The 24,111-nt window shown below is 42.5% G+C and carries 14 protein-coding genes; 11 read left to right on the forward strand and 3 right to left on the reverse strand.

The annotated features are described in order from the left end of the window. Positions 1 to 8 precede the first annotated feature (8 nt). The 3 genes from tilS to bshA all read left to right on the forward strand — a co-directional run bounded on the left by tilS (position 9) and on the right by bshA (position 3,176). Entirely contained in the window at positions 9 to 1,406 is a 1,398-nt protein-coding gene (tilS, locus tag PHEP_RS02475; RefSeq protein WP_012780671.1) for a tRNA lysidine(34) synthetase TilS, read from the forward strand. Between the two features lie 29 nt (positions 1,407 to 1,435). Beyond that, positions 1,436 to 1,918, forward strand: coding sequence for a hypothetical protein (locus PHEP_RS02480; protein WP_012780672.1), 483 nt, complete (start codon positions 1,436 to 1,438; stop codon positions 1,916 to 1,918). Positions 1,919 to 2,030: 112 nt separating this feature from the next. Further along, the gene (gene bshA / locus PHEP_RS02485) at positions 2,031 to 3,176 is read left to right on the forward strand and encodes an N-acetyl-alpha-D-glucosaminyl L-malate synthase BshA (protein ID WP_012780673.1); all 1,146 of its coding nucleotides are present in this window, start codon (positions 2,031 to 2,033) and stop codon (positions 3,174 to 3,176) included. A gap of 9 nt (positions 3,177 to 3,185) precedes the next feature. Here the strand turns inward: bshA and PHEP_RS02490 are convergent, their stop codons facing one another. Further along, entirely contained in the window at positions 3,186 to 4,304 is a 1,119-nt protein-coding gene (locus PHEP_RS02490; protein ID WP_012780674.1) for a lactonase family protein, read from the reverse strand. A 6-nt stretch (positions 4,305 to 4,310) separates the two neighbouring features. Beyond that, a complete protein-coding gene (locus PHEP_RS02495; protein WP_012780675.1) occupies positions 4,311 to 5,729 on the reverse strand; it encodes a pseudouridine synthase in 1,419 nt (472 codons plus the stop codon). A gap of 567 nt (positions 5,730 to 6,296) precedes the next feature. Here PHEP_RS02495 and PHEP_RS02500 point away from each other — a divergent pair. The 6 genes from PHEP_RS02500 to PHEP_RS02525 all read left to right on the forward strand — a co-directional run bounded on the left by PHEP_RS02500 (position 6,297) and on the right by PHEP_RS02525 (position 17,264). Next, positions 6,297 to 7,091, forward strand: coding sequence for a lytic transglycosylase domain-containing protein (locus PHEP_RS02500; RefSeq protein ID WP_183873742.1), 795 nt, complete (start codon positions 6,297 to 6,299; stop codon positions 7,089 to 7,091). 155 nt (positions 7,092 to 7,246) lie between these two features. Continuing rightward, on the forward strand, positions 7,247 to 8,500 hold the full coding sequence (locus tag PHEP_RS02505; protein WP_012780677.1) for a sialidase: 1,254 nt from the start codon (positions 7,247 to 7,249) through the stop codon (positions 8,498 to 8,500). A gap of 732 nt (positions 8,501 to 9,232) precedes the next feature. Then, positions 9,233 to 12,493, forward strand: coding sequence for a SusC/RagA family TonB-linked outer membrane protein (locus tag PHEP_RS02510; protein WP_012780678.1), 3,261 nt, complete (start codon positions 9,233 to 9,235; stop codon positions 12,491 to 12,493). 13 nt (positions 12,494 to 12,506) lie between these two features. Continuing rightward, entirely contained in the window at positions 12,507 to 14,513 is a 2,007-nt protein-coding gene (locus tag PHEP_RS02515; RefSeq protein ID WP_222831136.1) for a RagB/SusD family nutrient uptake outer membrane protein, read from the forward strand. Beyond that, positions 14,510 to 15,805, forward strand: coding sequence for a DUF4959 domain-containing protein (locus PHEP_RS02520; protein ID WP_012780680.1), 1,296 nt, complete (start codon positions 14,510 to 14,512; stop codon positions 15,803 to 15,805). The genes PHEP_RS02515 and PHEP_RS02520 overlap by 4 nt, the downstream gene beginning before the upstream one ends. 22 nt (positions 15,806 to 15,827) lie before the next feature. After that, positions 15,828 to 17,264: a DUF4998 domain-containing protein gene (locus PHEP_RS02525; protein ID WP_036675450.1), complete on the forward strand. Its 1,437-nt coding sequence runs from the start codon at positions 15,828 to 15,830 to the stop codon at positions 17,262 to 17,264. Between the two features lie 156 nt (positions 17,265 to 17,420). Here the strand turns inward: PHEP_RS02525 and PHEP_RS02530 are convergent, their stop codons facing one another. After that, positions 17,421 to 21,425, reverse strand: coding sequence for a hybrid sensor histidine kinase/response regulator transcription factor (locus tag PHEP_RS02530; RefSeq protein ID WP_012780682.1), 4,005 nt, complete (start codon positions 21,423 to 21,425; stop codon positions 17,421 to 17,423). A gap of 529 nt (positions 21,426 to 21,954) precedes the next feature. On the opposite strand from PHEP_RS02530, the gene PHEP_RS02535 reads away from it, so the two are divergent. Beyond that, entirely contained in the window at positions 21,955 to 23,043 is a 1,089-nt protein-coding gene (locus PHEP_RS02535) for a glycoside hydrolase family 2 TIM barrel-domain containing protein (RefSeq protein WP_012780683.1), read from the forward strand. 36 nt (positions 23,044 to 23,079) lie between these two features. After that, positions 23,080 to 24,093: a glycoside hydrolase family 43 protein gene (locus PHEP_RS02540; protein WP_012780684.1), complete on the forward strand. Its 1,014-nt coding sequence runs from the start codon at positions 23,080 to 23,082 to the stop codon at positions 24,091 to 24,093. Positions 24,094 to 24,111: the final 18 nt, after the last annotated feature.

A 24,111-nucleotide genomic window follows, 5' to 3' on the forward strand; every position in this document is an offset into this window, starting at 1 on the left:
TTTGAAACATGATCCTCCTTCAAAACCTTGAATCATACATCCGCAAGCATGCGCTTTTCCAGCCAGGCGATAAAATTCTGCTGGCCGTTAGTGGTGGCAAAGATTCCGTTTTGATGGCGCATTTATTTAAACTCTCCGGATTTAATTTTGGTATAGCACATTGCAATTTTAATTTGAGGGGAGCTGAGTCGCAAAGGGACGAAGCTTTTGTGAAAATGCTGGCTGCCAGTATGGATGTCCCTTTTCACCTGGTCCATTTTCATACCAAAGCTTATGCAGCCCGGCATAAAGTTTCTACGCAAATGGCGGCCAGGACCCTGCGTTACCAATGGTTTGAAGAGGTCAGGTTAGCACAGGGTTACAAGGCAATTGCCCTGGCACAGCACCAGAACGACGCGATTGAAACCGTATTGCTCAATCTGGTACGGGGTACGGGAATTGCCGGTATGCATGGCATACTCCCTAAAAGAGGCTGGCTGATCCGGCCATTGCTTTTTCTTTCCGGCGGGGATATCGCTGCACTGGTTAAATCATTTGAGCTCGACTATGTAGAAGACAGTTCCAATAAAAGTACGGATTACGTCAGGAACAAACTCCGGTTAAAGGTCATCCCTTATCTTAAAGAGATGAACCCCAACCTGGAACTTACTTTTGAAAACAACATGCAGCGCTTTGCAGAAACAGAATTGGTTTTACAAACTACGGTAGCTGCACTAAAGAAAAAGCTGTTTGCAGAAAAGGAAGGGAAATATTATCTGGCAATGACCAAGGTAAAGGAACTGAAGCCCCAGCGTTTATTGCTCTTTGAGCTGCTCAGGCCGTTTAACTTTACAGAATCGGTTGTTGATGAGCTTATAGCTTCGCTAAACAAACAAAGCGGCACTTCATTTTACAGTAATTCGCACCGCATTGTTGTAGACCGGGCCAGTCTCATCCTCAGCTCAAGGTCAGGCGGGCAGCCAGGGTTATCCCATCAGTTAATTCATCCCCAGGATGAGCTAGTGGACCTGAAGGCCGGTCGGCTGCTGATTTCCAGATCAACCCATACTGGCTTTGAACCAAACCCTGACAAAGCTTATGTTGATGGGGATAAGCTCCTTTATCCGCTGGTGCTGCGAAGCAGGGAGCCGGGCGACAGGTTTAAACCAATGGGTATGAAAAGCTTTAAAAAACTGAGCGATTTTTTTATAGACGAGAAAGTGCCACTTAGCCACAAAGATGAAGTCCCTATACTGGTTAATGGCAATGGAGAGGTGATCTGGGTGGCAGGCCTAAGGCAGGACAACAGATACCGGCTTACAGAAGGCACAAAAAATGTAACAATCTTTGAGCTGAAACATCTACTTATTACAATTCCTAAACAAAATAAAACTGTTGCAGACAAGGATGGAACTAAAAAACCTTAACTTTATTGCAGTACAATAAACACATATAAATGAGTAACCGATACGCTTTTTTTGAAAAACAGTACATAGGCCGCGATTACATCAGGATCTGTATCAGATTGGTAATGGCTGCATTCTGTTTTGCTGCCTATGTTTATGAACGTGACCGCGACAATACACAAGACCTTTTTCTGATTGTGGGCTTCGGTATCATTGGTGTTTCTATCCTGTTGCTTTTCCTTATCCAGTATAAAACCACTATAGACCGGAAAAAGATCATTATAGACGGGCTGTGGTCTGCAAAAAAAGTAGAGATTGACCTGAATACCATTGTTAAAGTCAGAAAAGACATCTATAGCAATTACCTGTTCAACAATCCGGTATACAACCTGCACCGCAAGGGAAGCGTCAGGTTTTATTCATCAGGAAAAGATGCCGTGGTGTTAACAGACCGCGATGGTTTCGAATATTACATCGGTACCCAAAGACCCAACGAGATGTACCTGGTGATACAGGAAGAGATGAAAAACTAGTTCGGCAGCAGGATTGCAGTTCAGTTAAATAATTGCAATTGTTTAACATAAAGCTCAGTTTAAGTACAGTACTTTGCAACATTTCATCACCATTAAAAAGAAATATGTATTCATGAAAATAGGTATTGTTTGTTACCCAACTTTTGGAGGGAGTGGCGTAGTGGCTACTGAACTTGGAAAGGCGCTTGCCGATGAAGGTCATCAGGTGCATTTTATCACATATAGCCAGCCTGCACGACTCGACTTTTTCTCTGCCAACCTTTTTTATCATGAAGTTTCCGTAAGGGATTATCCTTTGTTCGATTATGCACCTTACGAATCGGCACTGGCCAGCAAGCTGGTAGATGTGGTGCGTTTTGAAAAGCTCGATATCCTGCATGTACATTATGCCATCCCGCATGCTTCGGCGGCCTTTATGGCCCAGCAGATCCTGGAAACGTATGGTATTTTTATCCCTTTTGTAACCACATTACACGGAACCGATATTACTCTGGTAGGTAAAGATCCAACCTATAAGCCGGTAGTTACCTTCTCTATCAATAAATCTAATGGCGTAACCACCGTGTCCGAAAGTTTAAAAAAAGATACAGAAGAGCATTTTGAAATTACCAATGAGATTAAGGTAATCCCCAATTTTATAGATTTCAGCCGCTTTAGCTTAAAACCTAAAGATCATTTTAAAAAGGCCATTGCGCCAAACAACGAGCGCATACTGATCCATACTTCCAATTTCAGAAAGGTTAAACGTACTGCCGACGTAATCAGGATTTTCCAGAAGATCCAGGAAAAGATCCCTTCCAAATTGTTAATGGTAGGGGATGGACCTGAACGTGCCTATGATGAACAGCTTTGCAGAAGCCTGGGCATTTGCGAGCATGTCCGTTTTCTGGGCAAACAGGATGCAGTAGAAGAAATTCTTTCTGTGTCTGACCTGTTTTTAATGCCTTCAGAGTCTGAGAGCTTCGGTTTGGCGGCATTGGAGGCCATGGCCTGTAAAGTTCCGGCTATTACTTCTAATTCTGGTGGTTTGCCGGAACTCAATATAGATGGTTTCTCGGGCTTTATGAGCAATGTCGGGGATGTGGAAGATATGGCCAATAAGGCCATACATATTCTGGAAAGCGATGGGGTGCTGCAGCAGTTTAAAGAAAATGCATTTGCAAGGGCACAGGATTTTGATTTGAAAAAGATCCTTCCGGATTATGTAAATTATTACAATAAAGTTATTGAGGAATCGCACAAACTACACAAAGTGTAGAAAGTTGTCTTATTTAACCGGTGTAAAAAGCAGACAGACCGGCGCACCTATTTCCATTCTTTTACCGGTATCCTTTAAGGTGCCGGTTTTTTTATTGCGCTCAAAAATTACGATGTCGTTGGTATATTGATGTCCAATCAGCAAATATTTTCCCGAAGGGTCAATAACAAAATTTCTTGGGCCTTTGCCCATCGTGCTAATGGTTTCTATAAAAGACAGCTTTCCATCGGCCTGAACAGCAAAAGCAGAAATGGTATTGGCATCCCCACGGTTGGTCTCGTATAAGAACCTGCCATCTGGCGATACATGGATATCTGCCCCATCAATTCTTCCCGAAAAATCTTTGGGTGCAGTACCGATCTCCTGGATTTTGTTAAGGTTGCCGCTGGCATAGCTAAATGCTGTAATGCTGCCATTAAATTCATGCGCCAGGTAAGCAAATTTACCATTGGGGCTAAAGGCAAGGTGTCTTGGTCCGCTACCTGGGGTTGTTTTTACCGTGTTTTTTACCCTTAGCAACTGGTCTTTTCCTTCAGGATGATAATTGTAGATGTATACCTGATCCTCACCTAGGTCTGTACATACCAGATATTTGCCATCTGGTGTAAACTGTACCTGGTGTGCGTGTGCGCTTTCCTGACGTTTTTTAGGGTCGATACTTTTACCGGTATGCTGTACAAGCTGTTTCAGGGGGCTTAGCGAACCATCTTTTTCTATGCCAAAGACAGACATACTGCCACCACCGTAATTGGCAGAAAAAACATTTTTACCGTTGGTGGTTACAAAGCAGGGGCCCTGACTGTTGGTGGCCTGCTTATTTAAAAATCTAAATTGGCCTTTAACGCCGTCAAAGCCGAATGCAGCTACTGCACTGATGCCGGGGGCCTCTGCTACCGAGTAAACAAATTTGTTATCCTTGCTTAGGGCAAGATAGCTGGGGTTGGTTACATCTTTAGCTACACTCCTGAACTTGAAATCAGCAGTGTTCACATCAAAGTTATAGAGGTAGATCCCCTCACTTTTACCCGGACTGGTGTAGGTGCCGATAATTAAATTATAGTTATTTTTCTGTGCAAAGCTTTGCAGTGTAAAAAAGGTAACCAGTAAAAGTGAGCAGATCTTATTCATATTTAATTACTTTATCAGGTGTTTGATCTGGATCAGCTCATGCTCTTCCAGGTAGCGCCATCTTCCACGGGGAAGGTCTTTTTTGGTCAGGTTTCCATAAACCACGCGGTCTAGTTTCACCACATCATATCCAAGATGTTCGAATATACGACGTACAATCCTGTTTTTTCCGCTATGGATCTGGATACCTACTTCGCGCTTAGAACCCCCGGTTACGTAAGATACAGAATCAGGTTTAATGATCCCATCTTCCAGCTCCAATCCGAACTGAATTTTGTTCAGGTCGCCCTGGCTTAAACTCCTGCTCAGTTCTACATGATATATTTTGGTGATTCCGTTTTTAGGATGGGAAAGCTTATCGGCCAGGTCGCCATCATTGGTCATCAGCAATAAGCCTGTAGTATTCCTGTCTAACCTGCCTACAGGATAAATGCGTTCGCGGCTGGCTTTTTCTACCAGTTGCATTACTGTACGGCGTTCCTGTGGATCGTCGGTTGTGGTGATATAATCTTTAGGTTTATTGAGCAGTACGTAAATCTTTTTTTCACGTTTCAGCAGTTCGCCATTATAGCGTACCTGATCTTTTACCGGGTCTATTTTGTGGCCCAGTTCCGAAACCACTTCACCATTTACAGAAACTACGCCAGCTTCAATCAGTTCATCGGCTTTACGGCGGGAGCAGATGCCTGAATTTGAAATGTAACGGTTTAAACGGATCAGGCCGTCATCTTTCTGGACAGGGGCATTTTTTCTGCCCCGCATGGTAGGTGCCTTTTCCGGGCCGTTCCAGGTATTGTTGCGTTCCTGGCGGCTGCCACGCTCTCCACGCTCTCCACGCTCTCCGCGTTCTTCCCGCTCGGGACGGCCTTCCCATGGCTTAAAGCCTTGTTTGGCTTGCTCATCTTCCCTTTTTCTAAAGGGCCTGCTGTCAGTACTTCTTGGGCTCTGACCTTTTTTATCATCGAATTTCCGGAAAGGTTTATCCCCTCCGGTACTAAAATTATCTTTCTTTATATAGCTGCGTTTACTTTCTCCGGCAGGATTTTCTCTTGAACCGCCATCTTTAGAAGAGCGGGGTTTAAAATCCCTGTTGTCGCTGTCTCTGTTGCCAGGTTTAAAGTCTCTAGAGCCTGTGCCTCTTGAACCGAAGCTTTTTGAATCACCGTCTTTTCCTGCTCTTGGTTTGAAATCCTTTCTGTCACTTTCTTTTGGGCCTCTCGAAGCACCAAATGCTCCTGGGGTTCTCGACGTTCTCGGTTTAAAATCCTTTGAGTCACCAAATTTATTGTCTTTCCCCTCTTTATCGTCAAACTTGCTTTTTCCCTTGTATGAAGCACCTGCTCCATCTGGTTTTTTGCCTGTTGTGCTTCGGTTTCCCGGTTTGGACTTGTCATCCCGACTGTTCCTGTTGTTGTTTTTGATCATGATACGCTTTTAACCGCATAATTTATGCGGCCACAAAATTACATAAAATTGCGCTGATTCGCAATTTTAGTATGTTACCCGGTGAGTGCCTACTTAGGTAACTGACAATTCTATTGCCCTAGAGGTATGGTGGAGCGTTATGTGTTTTTTGAATTTTATTAGGTCCTTACTAGGACGTTGCTAGGTCCTTGCTAGGTCGATTTGACCTAAGTAAGATTTAAAAATGATCTAAAAAAAATCTAATAAGGACCAAATATTTAGCAGCACAGCTAAAACACTATTTTAACTGTTAGATTTCTGGTTCAAAAGCGCGGAGTCTGCCTTGGCAAGTCTATATTTTTTATGGGTTTCAGGGAGTAGACCTGGCATTTTGGGAGGGCTGTTTTGGCCTTAAAAAGTAGAACGCATAAGCAGGCCAATATCGCTTGCTGAAGATAAATATAAATCATCGTTTAAAGGTATATAAACCGTGATTTTAGCGCTTTAATTTGTAATTACTTGATAATTAGCCAAATATGTTGTATGTTTGCAGGCGTTTTAAAATTGTTAACCAAAAGAAGGAGGAAAATGATAAAGAAACACATCATACCATGTACGGTAATTATTGCATTACTGGTTATGGCAAAAGTGTTTGCTTACAACATGCCCCAAGCAGCGGAGAGTATTTCAAAAGAAGAAAAAAGTACAACAAAAAAAGACACAGTAACAACAAAGATCAGGAAGCCATTATCTCTTATGGCTCAGTTAAATTTTGCAGAAGAGTCGCTACCTATTGGTGATGCCAGGGTAGAGAAAAAAATGAAAAAGACACTCGCTGCACATTATTTCAGCAATTTACAAACCAATATGCTGCACAGAAAGGCAGCGGAATGGTTTCCGATTATCGAACCTATCCTGGCCGCTTACGGCATTCCGGAAGATTTTAAATATATGCCTTTGGTAGAGTCGGGGTTAAATAGTGGGGTTTCGCCTAAAGGTGCTGCAGGTTTCTGGCAATTTATGCCCGGAACTGCCCGAATGTATGGCTTAAAAGTGAATTCAAAGGTAGATGAGCGCAACAACTTACGTAAATCTACTATCGCGGCAGCCAAATACATTAAAGAGCTTTATGGCATTTTTGACAGCTGGACACTGGTTGCTGCTGCTTATAATGTAGGCGACAGCCACATGAAGCGCCAGATTAACAGGCAAAACCAGGATAATTATTTTAAGATGAAGCTGAACAATGAAACGGGGGGCTATGTTTATAAACTGATATCCATGAAAGAGATCATGAAAGATCCGGTTCGTTATGGCTATAGGGCCCCAAGGGCCTTGCTGGCTTATAATGCAGAAAAAGCTGAAGAAAAACGTTCAGAATAAGAAATAGAAATACACGCAAATGGGGAAAGAGGTTGTATCATCGATAGAAGATGATCAACCTCTTTTTGTTTTTTAGATCGTTTCCATCAGCAGATTTGTTTTACCGCGAAAGGTGATTGTTGGATTTTATTAAGTAACTTTAAGCAATAAGCATAATGAAAGGTAGTATTTTTCTTAAATTTTCTTTTGTACATCTATCTGGGGTAATTCTTTTTGTCTTTTCCTATTCAATGGGTTATGGTCAGGATGCTGGTCGGGAGCCACGTCCATTATTGGATTATAAAATACAGCTGGATGTGGTCAGTTCCGGTTATAATGGTATCGACAATTGGTTTCATCCTCATGCTGGAATTGTTCCTAAAAAGGGGCTGAATGAGGTCGTCTTAACCATGCAAAAATGGCTGATTGGCAGGAGTGACGTTTTTTTTGCCCTGTCACATTTAAAAAGTAAAGACCTCGGTAAAACCTGGTCGGATCCTAAGGAAGATACGCAGACGCTAGGTCGCGTGCCCATGGGAACTGAGCTTGAAATGGGATTGTCAGACTTCAGTCCAAAATGGCATAAAAAAACAAAGAAATTACTTGGAACCGGCCATACGATCCCATACAGAGACAATCATCATGCTCAAAATGAGAAGCGTTACACCGCCTGGTCCATTTATGACACAAAAGACAACTCCTGGTCTGCATGGGCAACTTTGAAGCTGCCAGATACCAATAGGTTTTATAATGCCGGTGCAGGAAGTACACAGCGGCTGGATTTACCCAATGGCGATATTTTGTTACCCATTTATTTTAAAGCAAAAGACGTTAATGTGTATAGCGCGACGGTCTTGCGCTGTAAATTTGATGGCAAACAATTGAGCTATTTAGCCTATGGAGATGTGCTCAGTTATCACATCGGTAGAGGGTTTACAGAACCATCCCTTACATTTTATAAACAAAATTTTTACTTGACGTTACGTAATGACTCTGCGGCATATGTAGCAGTGAGTAAGGATGGCTTGCATTATTCCAAGCCAAAAGTCTGGCGTTTTGATAATGGAGAAGATGTAGGAAGTTATAATACACAACAGCACTGGGTAACACATAATAATGGTTTATTTCTAGTTTATACGAGGCGCAGTACCGACAATGAAAACGTAGTTCGCCACAGAGCCCCGCTCTTTATTGCTGAAGTAGATCCTGAGCGGCTGGTAGTTATACGTGAATCTGAACGTATTTTGGTGCCAAATAAAGGTGCACAATTGGGCAATTTTGGAGTGGTCAATGTCAATAAGAACGAAACGTGGATTACCACCTCGGAAGGGATGTCGGGACGTCAGCCAACAAAATATGGCGCAGACGGAAGGGTATATGTTGCGCGGATCATTTGGTCTAAACCCAATAAAAATTGGGATAAATACTAAGTAGAGATAAAATAAGTTGGCACCAACAAGATGCCCGTCAAATGCATTCCTTCTTTAGAATTTACTTTTAGAAAGAGGGTTGAGGAAGCTAAAAACATTGGACTAAAAACGTAGGTAACATAAACAGCATCGCTTACGATCTGGGATTATCTTCTTCACAGCACTTTGCAGGGTAGAAAGCTGGGAGCAGCTGATCCATAAGTTTTTGCTGCTGGTCTTCCGGAGTCCTGTAAAAAAAATTACTTTGGAAACCGTTTTTTGTAGTATACCTGGTAAAGCTAGCCCGGTTAGTGGGCTATATGAGAAGAGCCTTATGATGCGGGAGCATCAGGTACGGTCTATGAGAATCTCAGGCTGAAATGCCTGGGTTTACTTGACAGATTTTCGGCATATTCGCTACATTTTGAGACAAATTGCACAACATTTGATCAGCTGGATCAAAAATTAATTCATCTATTAGCGTTACCAATTCCTAATCAAACCAAACTAAAACTGCCATCATGAAAATTACGATACCCAGTCTTACTCAAATTTAACAGCCCGGAAGAAGGCGGAAGTTTATTCCCGTGATTTTATGGCAGTGTTTCCGGCAACGATCTTATTTTTCAAAACCGGGTACGTAACCATAAATACAATTTCTTCGACAGATATTTAAATAAGCAATTAAAAGAACATGATCCGCTCTTGAAATAGACAGTAAAACCTAGTAATAAACCATATAAACAATTAATTATGACAAAAAAAACTACAAAATTTAGTCGAAAGGACTCAATCAGGTGGTTAGGTACAGTTCTATCTATGGCTGTAGTAATCGTGCCGCCTTTTATTCCCCTTTCACTTAGTGCAAAGGCTGTGGATATTGGTAAAGTGGCGTCCGTTACCTATGGTCTTAATGAACGCAGGTCCTTGTTTCAGGAGCGTGTCATAACCGGCCGGGTCAGCGACGTTAATGAGGCTGGAATAATCGGAGCGGGTATAAGGGTTAAAGGGACAAAAATTGCTACTGTTTCGGATTTGAATGGAAACTTTTCTATCACAATTCCGAACAACGATGCCATACTGGAGTTTACCTCTATTGGCTATGCCTCAAAAGAAGTGGCTGTTAAAGGCTTAAAGGAAGTTCGTGTCACCTTGCAAGAGTCAACATCTACGATGGACGAGGTTGTCATCACCTCTTTTGGTACACAGAAAAAGGAAAGTGTGGTTAGTGCTATTTCAACAGTTCGACCTTCTACCATGAGAAATTCGTCAAGTAACCTGACGACCGCTTTGGCAGGAAGGGTTGGTGGTGTGATTGCCTATCAACGGTCTGGAGAACCAGGACTGGATAACGCCGAATTTTACATCCGTGGCGTTACGACTTTTAGTACATCGGGTAAACGGGATCCGCTGATCCTGATTGATGGGGTAGAAATGGCAACAAACGACCTTGCCCGGTTGAACGTAGACGACATCGAATCCTTTTCCGTACTAAAGGATGCCAGTTCTGCGGCACTGTATGGCGCACGTGGAGCAAACGGCGTGATTCTCGTGACAACAAAGGTAGGAGCGGTAGACAAACTGGCGATCAGTGTAAGAGCTGAACAGTCCAACTCTTATAATTCTAAGTTAGCCCAACTGGCCGATCCTATTACCTACATGAAACTTCACAACGAAGCGGTGCGAACGCGCAACGCCCTGGTAGACTTGCCCTATTCTTCTTCGAAAATCAGGGAAACAGAGCTGGGCACCGACCCGCTTCGATATCCATCCGTAAACTGGTATGACTATTTAATAGACGATAAGGCGATCAACCGCCGTCTTAACCTGAACCTCAACGGTGGGGGACAATCTGTACAATATTACCTGGCTTCCAACTTTCAGAATGACAAGGGAATACTAAAACAAAGCGAAGAAAATCTGGTCGAGAACAACATCAATATCAATCGGCTTCAGATACGCTCGAATGTGACCATTAAGTTTGCGCCAACCACTACTGGTGTTGTGCGTGCATACGGATCATTTGATGATCGGACTGGCCCTTATATTCCTAATATGGTAGACGAGGATAATAAGACAGTATCGGGCGGCGCTGCAGTATTCCGCGCTGCCCGAAATGCGTCGCCGGTACGGTTCCTCCCATTTTATCCGGCAGACGCAGCCAACGAATATACTAACCATATCCTTTTCGGGATGAATCCGGAAATGAGTTTTTCCAACCCCTGGGCGCAAGTGGTGAGCTCATTCCAGGAATCAAAAGAGTCCATGATGCTGTTGCAAATGGAAATGGATCATAAATTTACCGGGAATCTGGAGGGTTTAAACGTAAGAGGAGCATTCAACGCGATGCGAAAAGCGTATTATGCGCAAACCCGTGGCTATGTTCCATTTTTTTACAGTCTTGCCAATACCATAGACGGTTCCTACCAATTGACACCGCTCAATCCAGACAGTGGTACTGAGTATCTGAACTTTGTAAGTCAGGGCAGGACGGTCAATGCGTCCCAGTACGGTGAACTTCGCCTAACGTACAACAAAATCTTTAATAAAAAGCATGATCTCAATGCCACATTGGTTGGTACGATCAGGAATGAAACTGGTACCATTCAATATGATGCGAGAGTGTCTGATGACCTTCAGGCCTCTCTTGCACGAAGGAACATCTCTTCAGCGGGCAGGTTATCTTATAATTATGATACCCGCTACGTTCTGGAGCTAAACTTTGGATATAACGGTACCGAACGTTTCGCCGAGAAGAACCGTTGGGGATTTTTTCCTACTGCCGGAGTTGGGTGGATGATCAGCAACGAACCGTTTATGAAAGGTGTGAAGGATGTGATATCTAAATTACAATTACGTGCTACGTATGGTAAGGTTGGAAACGATCAGATAGGGTCTTTGTATGATCGGTTTTTCTACCTGTCTCAGATCGATATGAACGGGACCGGATATTGGTTTGGTTTGAACAGAAACTACCGTTCGGGTATTTCAATCAATCGGTATGCCAACGACCTGATCACCTGGGAAGTTGCAAAAAAGTTGAATATAGGTTTAAATATTGGATTGTTCAACGATCTGACGCTTATCGCTGACTTTTTTCAGGAAACCCGAAGTAATATTCTTCAGGACCGGGTAGATATACCAACTACTATGGGTCTTCGGGGGATCCCTCAGGCAAATGTTGGAGTGGCACAGGGAAGGGGATTTGATTTGGAGCTAACCTACAACAAAATGTTCAATAACGGTTTATCGTTAATCGTAAATGGCAATTTCACTTATGCAGCCAGCACAGTTAAGAAGTGGGAAGAACCTGATTATAGTGATGTTCCCTGGCGTACCCGCGTTGGACAGAAGATCAATCAGAAGATAGGTTATATCGCCGAGCGACTGTTCATTGATGAGGAAGAAGTAAACAACTCGCCCAGACAATTATTTGGAGAATACGGTGCAGGAGATATTAAATACAAGGACATCAACAATGACGGTCAGATCAATACGGACGATATGGTAGCCATTGGTTACCCGACTGTTCCTGAGATCATTTACGGAAACTCGATCTCGTTAGCTTATAAAGCCTTCGACATCAACTTCTTTATTCAGGGGTCTGCCAGATCCTCGTTCTTTATAAACCCCGCTGGTATCTCTCCCTTCCTCAACCAGGGACAAAAAGCGCTGATGCAGACGATCGCAGACGATCACTGGTCTGAAACGAACAGAAATATAGAAGCATTCTGGCCCCGCCTATCTGAGTACACCATCTCAAATAACAATCAGACGAGTACGCATTGGCTGCGAAACGGAACCTTTATAAGACTAAAACAGGCGGAAATAGGTTATACTTTACCCAATCGCCTGACTAAAAGAGCCCGCATGAGTATGATGCGGGTGTACCTTAGCGGAACCAATTTGTTTTACCTTTCAAAGTTTAAGATGTGGGATCCGGAAATGGGCGGGCTAGGCCTGGGATATCCGGTTCAGCGCGTGTTTAACTTAGGTTTGAATGTTAAATTTTAATAACGATCTAAGAATGAAGAATATAATGAGAATAATAGTAGCCTTTTCCCTGATGGGAATGATGAGCTGCAAATACCTGGATGTGGTACCAAATGACACAGCGACATTGGACCACGCCTTCTCCAATCGCTCCGTAATGGATAAGTTTCTGAGGACATGTTACTCACACTTGCCAGATCCGACCAATCCATTTTACTACCCTGCCTATTTTACCAGCAGGGACGAGTTTGACTGGAGGAGCGATAGCAGGGCTGGAAATACGCCCGCCGGCCAGATTTCCCGTGGACTTCAAAACACCAATAATCCACTGCAGGATTACTGGACGGGAGGTCAGGGAGGTAATTCAATGTATAGGGCCATACGTGACTGCAATATTTTTCTGGAAAACGCACATATTCCCCGTGATATCGATGAACTGGAACGCGCCCGATGGATCGCTGAAGTGAAATTCCTAAAGGCCTATTACCATTTCTTTTTAATGCAATTGTATGGCCCCATCGTGTTGGTGAAAGAAAACCTGCCCTTATCGGCTACTCCTGAGGAAACGAAAGTATATCGCGAACCAGTGGATGAATGTGTAGACTACATCGTGCAGTTGCTGGATGAGGCTGCGGTTGATTTACCATTGGCACTTCCAGATCCGGCGACAGAACAAGGCCGGATTTCCAAAACTATTGCATTGGGCATCAAGGCGAAAGTCTTAGCCTGGGGAGCCAGCCCATTATTTAACGGCAATCCGGATTATGCAGGTTGGATCGATAAACGCGGGAAACAATTGATATCCACTACTGCTGACCCTAAAAAATGGGAGAGAGCTGCTGTAGCCATAAAGGAGGCAATTGATGCTGCCCATGCTGCCGGACACCGCTTATATGAATTCAACAAGTTCGCGGGTGGCGCCCAAACATTCGCGATGAATGACAGTTTGGTGCAGTTGATGACTGTCAGAAAGGCGATCACTGAATCGATCGACCGAAATACAGGAGTAATCTGGGCCACACAGGAACAATTTGCAAATGGTAAAGGTGGTTCCAGCTTTGCTCCGCTAGGAAATATGCTTGCAAGTCTTTTTCCGGTATTGTATAGTACGGATCAGCCTAGTTATGTCAACTACATGTCTGCTTCCTGGCATATGGGTGAATTGTTTTATTCCAACAAGGGTGTTCCGATTAATGAAGATAAAACGTATGACTACAATAACAGATATAGCTTAAAACGGGCAACGTTGGCAGATCATCATGAATCTTATATTGCTACCGGCGAAGTAACCGTCCTTCTTCACTTCTTCCGGGAGCCGCGTTTTTACGCCAATTTAGGGATCGACAGAGGATTCTTTGAGCTATCCACTACTACAACCAATGGCGGTGTCTCATTTGCCCCCTTCATTAAGAGTCGTCCCGATGAGGTTGGACCTGCAGCGGGCCATGGTGCATATACGCCTAAAAAGATTATCCCCTTTGAGTCATCCGCCAGCCAGGGAGATGTGAATAAGCGATATACAGCATATCCTTATAACTTTCCTTTACTACGCTTATCAGATCTTTATCTCCTTTACAGCGAGGCACTGAACGAAACAAAGGGCCAGCCAGATGCAGAGGTCTACAAATGGATTGACGAGGTGCGCGCTGTGGCGGGATTGAATGGCGTAGTACAGTCGTGGCAGCAAGCGGCCTTTAATCCTGACGCACCATCAAATAAAAATGAGATGCGTAAAATTATTCAAAGAGAGCGCCTGATCGAGCTCTCATTTGAGGGACAACGCTTTTGGGATATACGTCGATGGAAAATGGCTGCTCAGTATTGGAACCTCCGTCCAATGTCCTGGACTCCATCAAGAGAAACTGAAAAATTTTATGTTCCTTTCGTCTATAGTCCAGTCGTACGCCAGGTTACATTTAGAGATTACTTGTATCCAATCAGAGACTACGACTTACGGATTAATCCAAATTTGGTTCAAACATATGGTTGGGTAATAACGCTAAGTACAGCATTGGAATTATTAATAAAGATTAATTTATGAAAAAATATACATTTATAATGGCGGTATTGGTTTTATGTACCTTTTTCGCCTGCAAAGAGGAAATTGACAAGCCGGGCGGTAAATGGTCTTCCGGACCGATAGAGGTTGATCAGATCACTCCTATTAACGGGGGAGCGACGATTACCTACAAACTCCCGAACGACCCCAACTTACTTTACGTGATGGCAGAATATGAGCGGAACGGGAAAATGTTTACCGAGAAATCCTCTGTTCATAAAAATATGCTTACGATCGAAGGATTTAACACAATGGGCAAAGTGCCATTCCGCCTGTACATGGTTAATAAACAGGAACAGCGTTCAGAGCCTCTTGAATTGGCGTTTGAGCCCCTGGAGTCACTGATTAGCATTGCCAGGAATTCCTTGAATATGGTGCCGGGATTTGGCGGTATTGTTGCGGATTGGAGTAATCCAAAAAAGACAGAATTTGGTGTCCGGTTGATGGTTAAAGATGAAAAAGGCGCTCTGGTAACCAAGGAAATGTATTTTTCCTCGAGCGAAAAGGAACGCCGTTCGTTTCGGGGCTTTAATCCAAAAGAGACTACTTTTGCGATCGCTTTTGAAGATAAGTGGGGAAATATATCGGACACGACATTGCTTAAGACAACTCCATTTTTTGAGACGGTGGTACCGAAACCATATGCGGATTTTCGGTCAAGTATCCCTTATGACAATGTCACAAATCTTTCTGGCAGAAACATTAGTTCACTATGGGACAACATTGTTAATACTGCTTCTCACGGATGGTTGACCCAATCCGGAGGCGGTAGCGGCATATCTATGACTATTGATCTCAAACAAGTTGTCAAGCTCAGTCGGATTGTTATTCATGGTTATCATGTCAACTCCGTTTACGGACAAGCAAATATTACTCAATTTGAGGCATGGGGATTAAAAAAAATAGATTTTGCCAAATTAGCTGACCGTCCGTACTGGCTGGACGAGTATGCCGTTCGCAATAAGAACATCAGCGGCCTCGATGGGATTACCGAAACCACCCAGCTTCCTGCCCGGACATTTAAAGATGACTGGCAATATTTGGGTTGGCATGCCATACCTCGCTATGACAGAATGGTTCCGCCAGATCCCCAGGGCGCATTAAACCTTGCAGCAAACGGTACGGAATACGAAATTCCACTGGAGGCCGGCCCCGTGCGATATATTCGGATATTTGTACGTGAAATTGCAGGCGCAATGCCACCTCCCGTAAACAACTATTGGTCTATGGGAGAGATTACTGTTTATGGCGATAACACAGTTCCACAACAATAGAAATGGAATAAACTTTATACAGATGAAAAAGATAACTAAAATAGTTCCAATAACACTAGCCTTCGTAGCGGTCGTTTTATTATTCTTGTCCTCTTGCGACAAAATGGACGACATTCAGCGAAAATATGCTGAGAAAGAAGAGCAAGTCTATTTAGGAAAAGTAGACTCCATTAAATATTTTTCGGGATTCGGAAGAGCAAAGATAACATGGTATATCGGTTCCGATCCCAAGGTAGAAAAGACCATTATCTACTGGAATAGGAGGAAAGATTCAATTGTGAAAGAATTTGTACGTAAAGGAGCAGGAGTCCAAAAGGACTCGGTGATCGTTGAAAACCTTCCTGAAGGCTCCACACTTTTCGAATTCAGGAATGTAAACAACAGAGGAGAAACGTCATTATATTCGTCTTCAACCATCAATGTATGGGGTTCAGAATTTGCAGATGGCTTGCGTGCGAGAAATTTAACAGCATTTAATTTCGACTATGCAAAGTCGCTTTTCACGCTAAACCTTTCGCCATCGACCCGCGGGGATAGTGTTATCTATTCAGAAATTGTTTACAAGGACAAAGCCGGCGCGGAAAAAACAGTGAGAATAGAACGGGCTACAGTGGAAGTTCAATTACCTAACTTTCCCGATGCCGGTGAGTTTAAATTCAGAACTGTTTTCTTTCCACCTCAAGGCTTAGATATCGTTTACAATAAGTTTAAAACCTATCGGGCACCAGATGCAATCTCTACCAGAGGTACAAAACTTTCAGTTACAGGAAGGATTGCAAGTAAATATTTTACGGGTGAAGGGCAAAGTTTATATGAGTGGAATGCTACAGGCGGCATCATTCGTTATGCTGTAAACGCAGACGGATCGTTAACCCAAACAGCATCCATGGCTTCGCTCGTTCCCCGCGCTACTTATCGCGATTTCTTCTACTACAATGAGGATCGGTTTATCGGTATTAATACTGCCGGTGCTGTATCCATGCACCAAATTCAAAATGCTCAGCTAATTTTTGTAAAAGCGACTTCCACCTCAGCAAACACTTTCGGAACCGGATTTACTATGCCAAGGTTTGTACCCGGTAACGGCTTCTTCTTATCAGTGTTAGCCGCCTCGGCAGACCCATTGACCTCAGGGGAGGTTAAGGCCTGGTATGCAAAAAATGACGCTACATTTGGCGCGCCTAACGGAGTTACCGTAGGAACAGGGTATGCTATTTATGAGCCCCTTACTATGTTCAATAATCAATCTCTTTTGGGGGTTGACGCCAATGGAATTTTATGGAGCATTCCAGTTACGGCGAACGGTGCTCTGGGTTATAGAAGTCGTATTGGTACCGGCTGGAATCGATTCAAAAAAATAGTAGCTGTTGGAACATCGTTGATATGCATGGAAGAAAATGGTGATTTTTATGTGTTTAATAATTTTAATTCTACTGATAAGTATTGGATTGTAAATTAAGGAATAACTAACAAGTATGGTTCATATGAGGTATTCTGTTGATTCTCATATGAACCGTACTCTGTAACGGAGATTTAACAAATGTATGCACAAAACACATCTTGTTGACCCCTTCTCGCCAAAACTGAAATGACCCCATTTGATTTTTATAATGAATCAGTTAGGACTGCAAGATTGACCAGCTATAGTCAACTGCTTCGAAGCAGCATATTCAGAAGGTGTCATACCAAACTGTTTAAGAAAAGATCTCCCAAATTGGGTCTGAGAACTGAAACCCGTCATGGAAGCGATTTTCAGGATCTTATGGTTTCCTTCAGCCAGCAGTTCGGCTGCCCGTTTAAGCCGGGTGATGTTGATGAGCTCGTGTGGTGAAAGGTTAGAAATGGCCTTGATTTTCCGGTATAGTGTTGGTCTGCTCATGTGCATGATTTCTGCCAGTTGATCTACATCCAGGGATTTGTTGTCCAGGTTTTTATGGATGGCCTCATAAAGTGTTTCCAGAAAAGCCTCATCTGCTTTATTGTAGGCCATACTCTTGATGTGAACCAGCGGAGAACTTGCAAAGTAGTTTTTAATTTTATCCCTGCCTGCCAATAAATTGGAAACCTGGGTTAACAAATGATCCGGAGAGAAAGGTTTTTCCAGATAGGCATCTGCACCAACCTCCAGGCCTTCTATTTTAGACTGTAAAGTATTTTTTGCGGTGAGCAGGATGATCGGTATGTGTGCATATTCCAGGTTCTCCTTCACCGCTCTGCACAATGCTATTCCATCTAAAACCGGCATCATGATGTCGCTGATGATCAGATGAGTGCTTTTTTCTTTTAAGATATCCAGCGCCTCCTGTCCGTTTCCAGCTTGTAATACCTCAAAATCTTTAGCCAGTTTACCTGCAATGAAGGTACGGATCTCTGTATTGTCTTCTACCACTAAAATGACGGGACAATTTGTCGCATCTTTTTTTTGTGAGATGCTTTTTGCAATAGGGCTTGTTTCTGTTAAACTGATTTTAAATTCTTGTTCATGGCGTATGGGTAGGGTCAATACAAAGTTGTTGTATTTTTTATCCTCATTTTTTAGCCCCAAAGTCCCCTCGTGCAATTCAGTAAGGGATCGGGCCAGGGCCAGGCCAATGCCTGCTCCTCTTTCCGATCCTGCACTGGTCATTCTGAAGAAGGGTTCGAAGATCTTTTCCCGGAAATTTTCTGGAATAACTTTACCGTCACTGGCTACGGTGATCACGAAATTGTGCTCATAGGTGACCAGCTTTACCGAAATTTCGCTTCTGGAATATTTTACCGCATTATCGATCAGGTTACTGAATATCTTGTTTAGTGCTTCTGGATCGGCATAAGCATAGAGGGGCATCTCTGGTAAATCTACAGTTAATTCCAGTTTTTTATGTTCAATAGCTGTTTTGAACCTGGAACAGTTCTCTTTCAGGATGTCGTTGATGTTTACATTTACAAAACTGAGGTTAAAGCCTTCAATCTCAGTTTTTCTGAAGCCCAGGAGTTGATCGGTCAGTTCTATCAGACGATTGGTGTTTTTTTCCATGGTCGTTAGGTTTTCTTTGACCTGGGGTAAGGCTTCTGCATGGCGCATCACTTCCTCTAAAGGACCTTTGATCAGGGTTAGGGGTGTTTTAATTTCATGGGTAACATAAGTGAAAAATTCGATTTTAGCCTGGTAAAGCTCCGTTTCCTTTTTAGATTCCCAGCGCTCGATCCTTCTTTTATTTCTATCGCTGGTTCTTTGATGGTAATATTTTATGCCGTAGTATATGGCAGTTACCACAATGATGAAGTAAAGCAGATAAGCCATAGGACTTGCCCAATAAGGAGGGCTGATGACAATTTTAAGGCTGGCCACATAGGGATTCCAAATGCCACTGCTGTTCGTGGCCTTCACCTTAAATGTATACGTACCCGGCGCGAGGTTAGTAAAATATACTTTCCTGTTTGTTTTAAGATAGGTCCAGTTTTGGTCCAAACCTTCCATTGTATAGGTGTATTCTGTCATTTCGGGTGCCGTGTACCCTAGCGCAGCGAAATCAATACTAAACGTGGATTGGTGGTGTTCAAGGTTCAGTACCCTGGTAAAATTGATCGATTGGGCCAAGGGAGAATTCTTTTGACCGATTTGCAGTTCTTTGTTGTACACCTGGAAGCCTGTAATGTAAATTGGCGGAACAAACTGGTTTTTTCTAAACTCATCTGGCAGGAAGCTGATCATTCCTTTAACGCTGCCAAAATACATCCGGCCATTCTTATTCTTATACGCCGAACCATAGTTGAACTGATCGTTCAGCAAGCCATTGGATCTGGTATATAGTGTTATCTTTTCATCCGGACTAAAACACACAAGTCCACGAGAGGTACTGATCCACAGGTTCTGCTTTTGATCTTCGAGGATCCTATAGAAAACATTGCTTGGAAAGCCATTTTTGGTAGTATACCTGGCAAAACTTTTGTCTTTTTCATTAAAGCGGTTGAGACCATTTTCTGTTGCAACCCAGATGTTACCTTGGCTGTCCTGGAAAATGCTATTTATGGCATTGCTGCTCAGGCTTTTGGTATTATTTTCTTCGAACTTATAGGAAGTGGATCTTCTGTCGCCATTATTATAAATATACAGGCCATCCCTTAATGAGCCTGCCCATATATTGCCGGAATTGTCTTCCATTAAATATTGGTAATGCAGATTTCCCGGCACTTCATTCAGCAGGCTGAAGTCATCGCTATGTTTATTATATCTGTACAGTCCATAAGAACTGCCCAGCAGTATGTCTCCTGAACGGGTTTTTAATATGGATTCAATAAAATTGCTTTTTAACTGGTTGGGCTTATTTCCTACCTGGTAATGCCTGATTACTTTTAAGGTATTGATGTCTATGACGTCCAGTCCACGTTCAAAAGTTCCTACCCAAAGTTCATCATCTGTAGCCAGCAATCCGTGGATATTGGTATGGCTAATGGTGGTTTTGCCTCCACCTGGTTTAAAATGTTCAAATACCCCGGTTTTAGCATTCAGCCTATTTAAGCCGGCATCTTCTGTGCCAATCCAGAGGTTCCCATATTTATCATTGCATATTTCTTTAACCGCATAGCCGCTTAGACTATTGCCGGAAGCCTGTGGGAAAAATTTATCAAAGGAGGTAAATTCCTTTGCATAATAGTTTACGCCCCCGAAATACGTTCCTACAAAAATCCCGCCTTCTTTGTCTTTACACAGGGTATAGACTGCATTATCTGAAATAGAATAAGGATCGTTGAATTTATTGCGCAGGTTTTTATATTTACCTGTCTTCATATCATAAATAAACAATCCTGATTCTGTCGCTATCCAGTATCTATCATTTCCTATATCCATAAAATCTCTTGCATAGATGGCTGTGTTGTCGGGATTAGAGGTTAACAGGTCCCGGTAGGACAACGTATGGATATCAAATATTTTTATTCCCTGATTTGAAGTCCCAACCAGTAGATATCCTTTATTGGTATGATATACCTTTTCTATCCACGGGGAGATGGCCGGTTTGGATTTATCAAATACCTTATAACTAATAAATGAGTCGGTGGCCGGCTGGTATCTTTGGATGAAACCATCAGCTGATGACACCCAGATATCATCTTTTTCACTGATGCTGATAGAGGTTGTACCGGTATGTGATTTGTTCCTGTATGTGATGTTTTGCTTTGTTTTTACATTATATCGTGAAAGGAACAAGCCTGTTATATACCATATATTTCCGCGGCTGTCTGCACTTACATCTCTGATGTCATATCCTTTTGAAGGGGGAACCAGGCTAAAACTTTCTTTAAGTGGATCGTACTTATAGAGCCCGGTAAGTGTGCCAATCCAAATGGTCTGGTTCTTATCTTCATACAGGCTATGGATAAAATTGTTCCCGATGCTTTCCGGATTATCGGGATCATTTCTAAATATTTTAAATGTATAGCCATCAAATCTGTTTAAGCCATCTTTTGTGCCAAACCACAAAAATCCTTTCTTGTCCTGTAAACTGCAGATCACGGAGTTGTAAGATAGACCATTCTCTACCTGGTAGTGCCTGAAGGAGTACGACTGGCTGTAGCCAATGCTTACCACACTGAACAGCAAAAAAAATACAAGGAATAGTTTGGTTAGTTTGGTGTACATATCTGGTTTGTTGTGGTTATCCTAAAGATAGTTCTAAAACTCAGATAAACGAAGATAAAATGTATCAATTACTTGATTAGACCAATTATAGATACATTTTTGATACAAATTGTACAACATTTGATCAGCAGGATCAAATGTTAATGCTTCTATTAGCACCATTAACAAATAGACAACTAAACCAAATAAAAAATGTCAGTATGAAAAAACTACTACAAGCAAAGGTTTTCACGATCTGAATTAATTCTATTAAAGTGGCCAGGCATACGCTGGTCCGCATTGGTTTTAATTGCATCTGGTATAAAGGTTGTCAGCATGGCCAATCCTGATGCATTAAAACCGGCGGATCATCCGTTTGCCTGTCTGCTATTACTGCAAAATGGGATTATATAAAGCCAGTTACCAGTTGAAATGGAAGTATACTTATCCGCGCATACGGAGATATGGATGATCAAAGGACGTGTAGAAACGGACACTGATCTGTTATAATTAGAAAATAATAAACGAGAATAAATAAAAATTACAAACAATGAAAGACCTAAAAACCTATCTATCACTGCTGATATTTGTCCTGATTTTTCAGGCCTGTGCGCAAAAGCAAACCGGACAAACAGATCAAAAACCAAGAGAAATATGGACGGTAGAAAAAGCTAACAAATGGTATGAACAATGGGGATGGCTGCGTGGAGCGGATTTTATTCCGAGTACAGCAATTAACCAGCTTGAAATGTGGCAAAAAGAAACTTTTGATGCGGCTACAATAGACCGGGAACTTGGGTTTGCAGAAGGTATAGGAATGAATTCTATGCGGGTATATCTGCATCATGCGGCCTGGCAGCAAGACAGGGAGGGTTTTAAAGAAAGAGTAAAAACCTATCTGGATATTGCCGATAAGCACCATATTTCTACCTTGTTTGTGCTGTTTGACGATTGCTGGAACCCAACCTATAAAACAGGTACGCAGCCTGCGCCTAAGCCAGGTATACACAATTCGGGCTGGGTTAGGGATCCGGGAGATCTTTATCATCAGGACCCTAAATTGGTGGATACGCTGGAAGTTTATGTGAAGGATATCCTGACCAGTTTTAAAGATGATAAACGCATTGTGCTATGGGACCTTTACAATGAACCTGGTAATTCAGGTTATGGCAATAAGAGCATGGACCTGCTTAAAAAAGTATTTGAATGGGGACGTACCGTTGATCCTAGTCAGCCACTTTCTGTAGGGGTATGGAAGCGTGACCTGAAAGAACTTTCAGATTACCAGATCCAGAATTCTGATGTCACCACATATCACAATTATGGAGATCCTAAAGACCACCAGTTTTGGATTGATACCCTCAGAAGCGTATCTAAACGACCACTGATCTGTACGGAATATATGGCCAGAACAAGAAATAGTCTGTTCAGCAATATTATGCCTTTGCTTAAAAAAGAAAATATAGGCGCTTATAACTGGGGCTTGGTAGCGGGCAAAACCAACACCAAATATGCCTGGGACACTCCTCTGCCCAATGGTGATGAACCAAAAGTTTGGTTCCATGATATATTTAATCCTGATGGAACACCTTATAAAAAGGATGAGATCGATCTGATCAAGTCACTAACGGGAAAATAAATGAGTCTGCAAGCTTAATTTAATAAAAAGAACAGAATGATTAGATATAAATTGCTTCAGCTAATGTTGTTGTTGGGTTTTCCTTTGCTTGTCTGGAGCTGCGGCAGGGATAAAAGGACGGAAGAGGACAAGAGCAACAAGGGTATAATTAACCCGGTGCTCGATATAAATTTTCCTGATCCAACAGTGATTAAGGTGGGTGATAACTATTACGCGTACGCTACCAATACCTATTACAAAAACAAGAATTATAATATCCCTGTTGCAGTATCTACAGACTTAAAGACCTGGAGAGTTGCAGGAGATGCTTTGCCGAAGAAACCGGATTGGGCCACTAAAGATTTCTGGGCACCACATGTACTTTTTGATAGCAAACTAAATAAATATGTGATGTTCTACTCGGGTGAACTGGGACCCAACACCGGCAAATGTATCGGGGTTGCTTTTTCCAATACACCAGAAGGACCTTTTACAGATTCCGGAACACCGATCATCAGTGGAACCGGATTTATTAATATTGACCCTTTTGCTTTTATTGATCCTAAAACAGGGAAGAAACTGCTTTACTGGGGTTCTGATTCTAAACCAATTAAAGTTCAGGAACTTACTGATGACTGGAAGGCCTTTCTGCCTGGCAGCGTAGCAAAAGATGTAATCCCAACAGGTAAAGAAGCAAAATATGACCGTTTGGTTGAAGGTGCATGGGTAGATTATCAGGATGGTAAATACTATATGTATTATTCCGGAGACAATTGCTGTGGGGCAGGTGCCAGTTATGCGGTTTTGGTTGCCCGTGCTGATGACGCATTTGGGCCGTTTCAAAGATACGGAGAAGCCAATGGTACAGGTAGCAGTGTCATTCTTGAAAAGGATACCAAATGGATGGCTACCGGACACAATTCTATTTTTCGCGATGGGAGTGGAACTGCATACATTGCTTATCATGCTTTACCAGTTAACCAGACTACCGGAAAAGCTGTGGGAACCGACCGGCAGATGCTGATCAATAAAATTGAATATGTTAACGGCTGGCCAAAAGTAATCAAGTAGTTTAAATTTCTAGTAGCG

This window comes from Pedobacter heparinus DSM 2366, from assembly GCF_000023825.1.
GTDB classification, from domain to species: Bacteria; Bacteroidota; Bacteroidia; order Sphingobacteriales; family Sphingobacteriaceae; genus Pedobacter; species Pedobacter heparinus.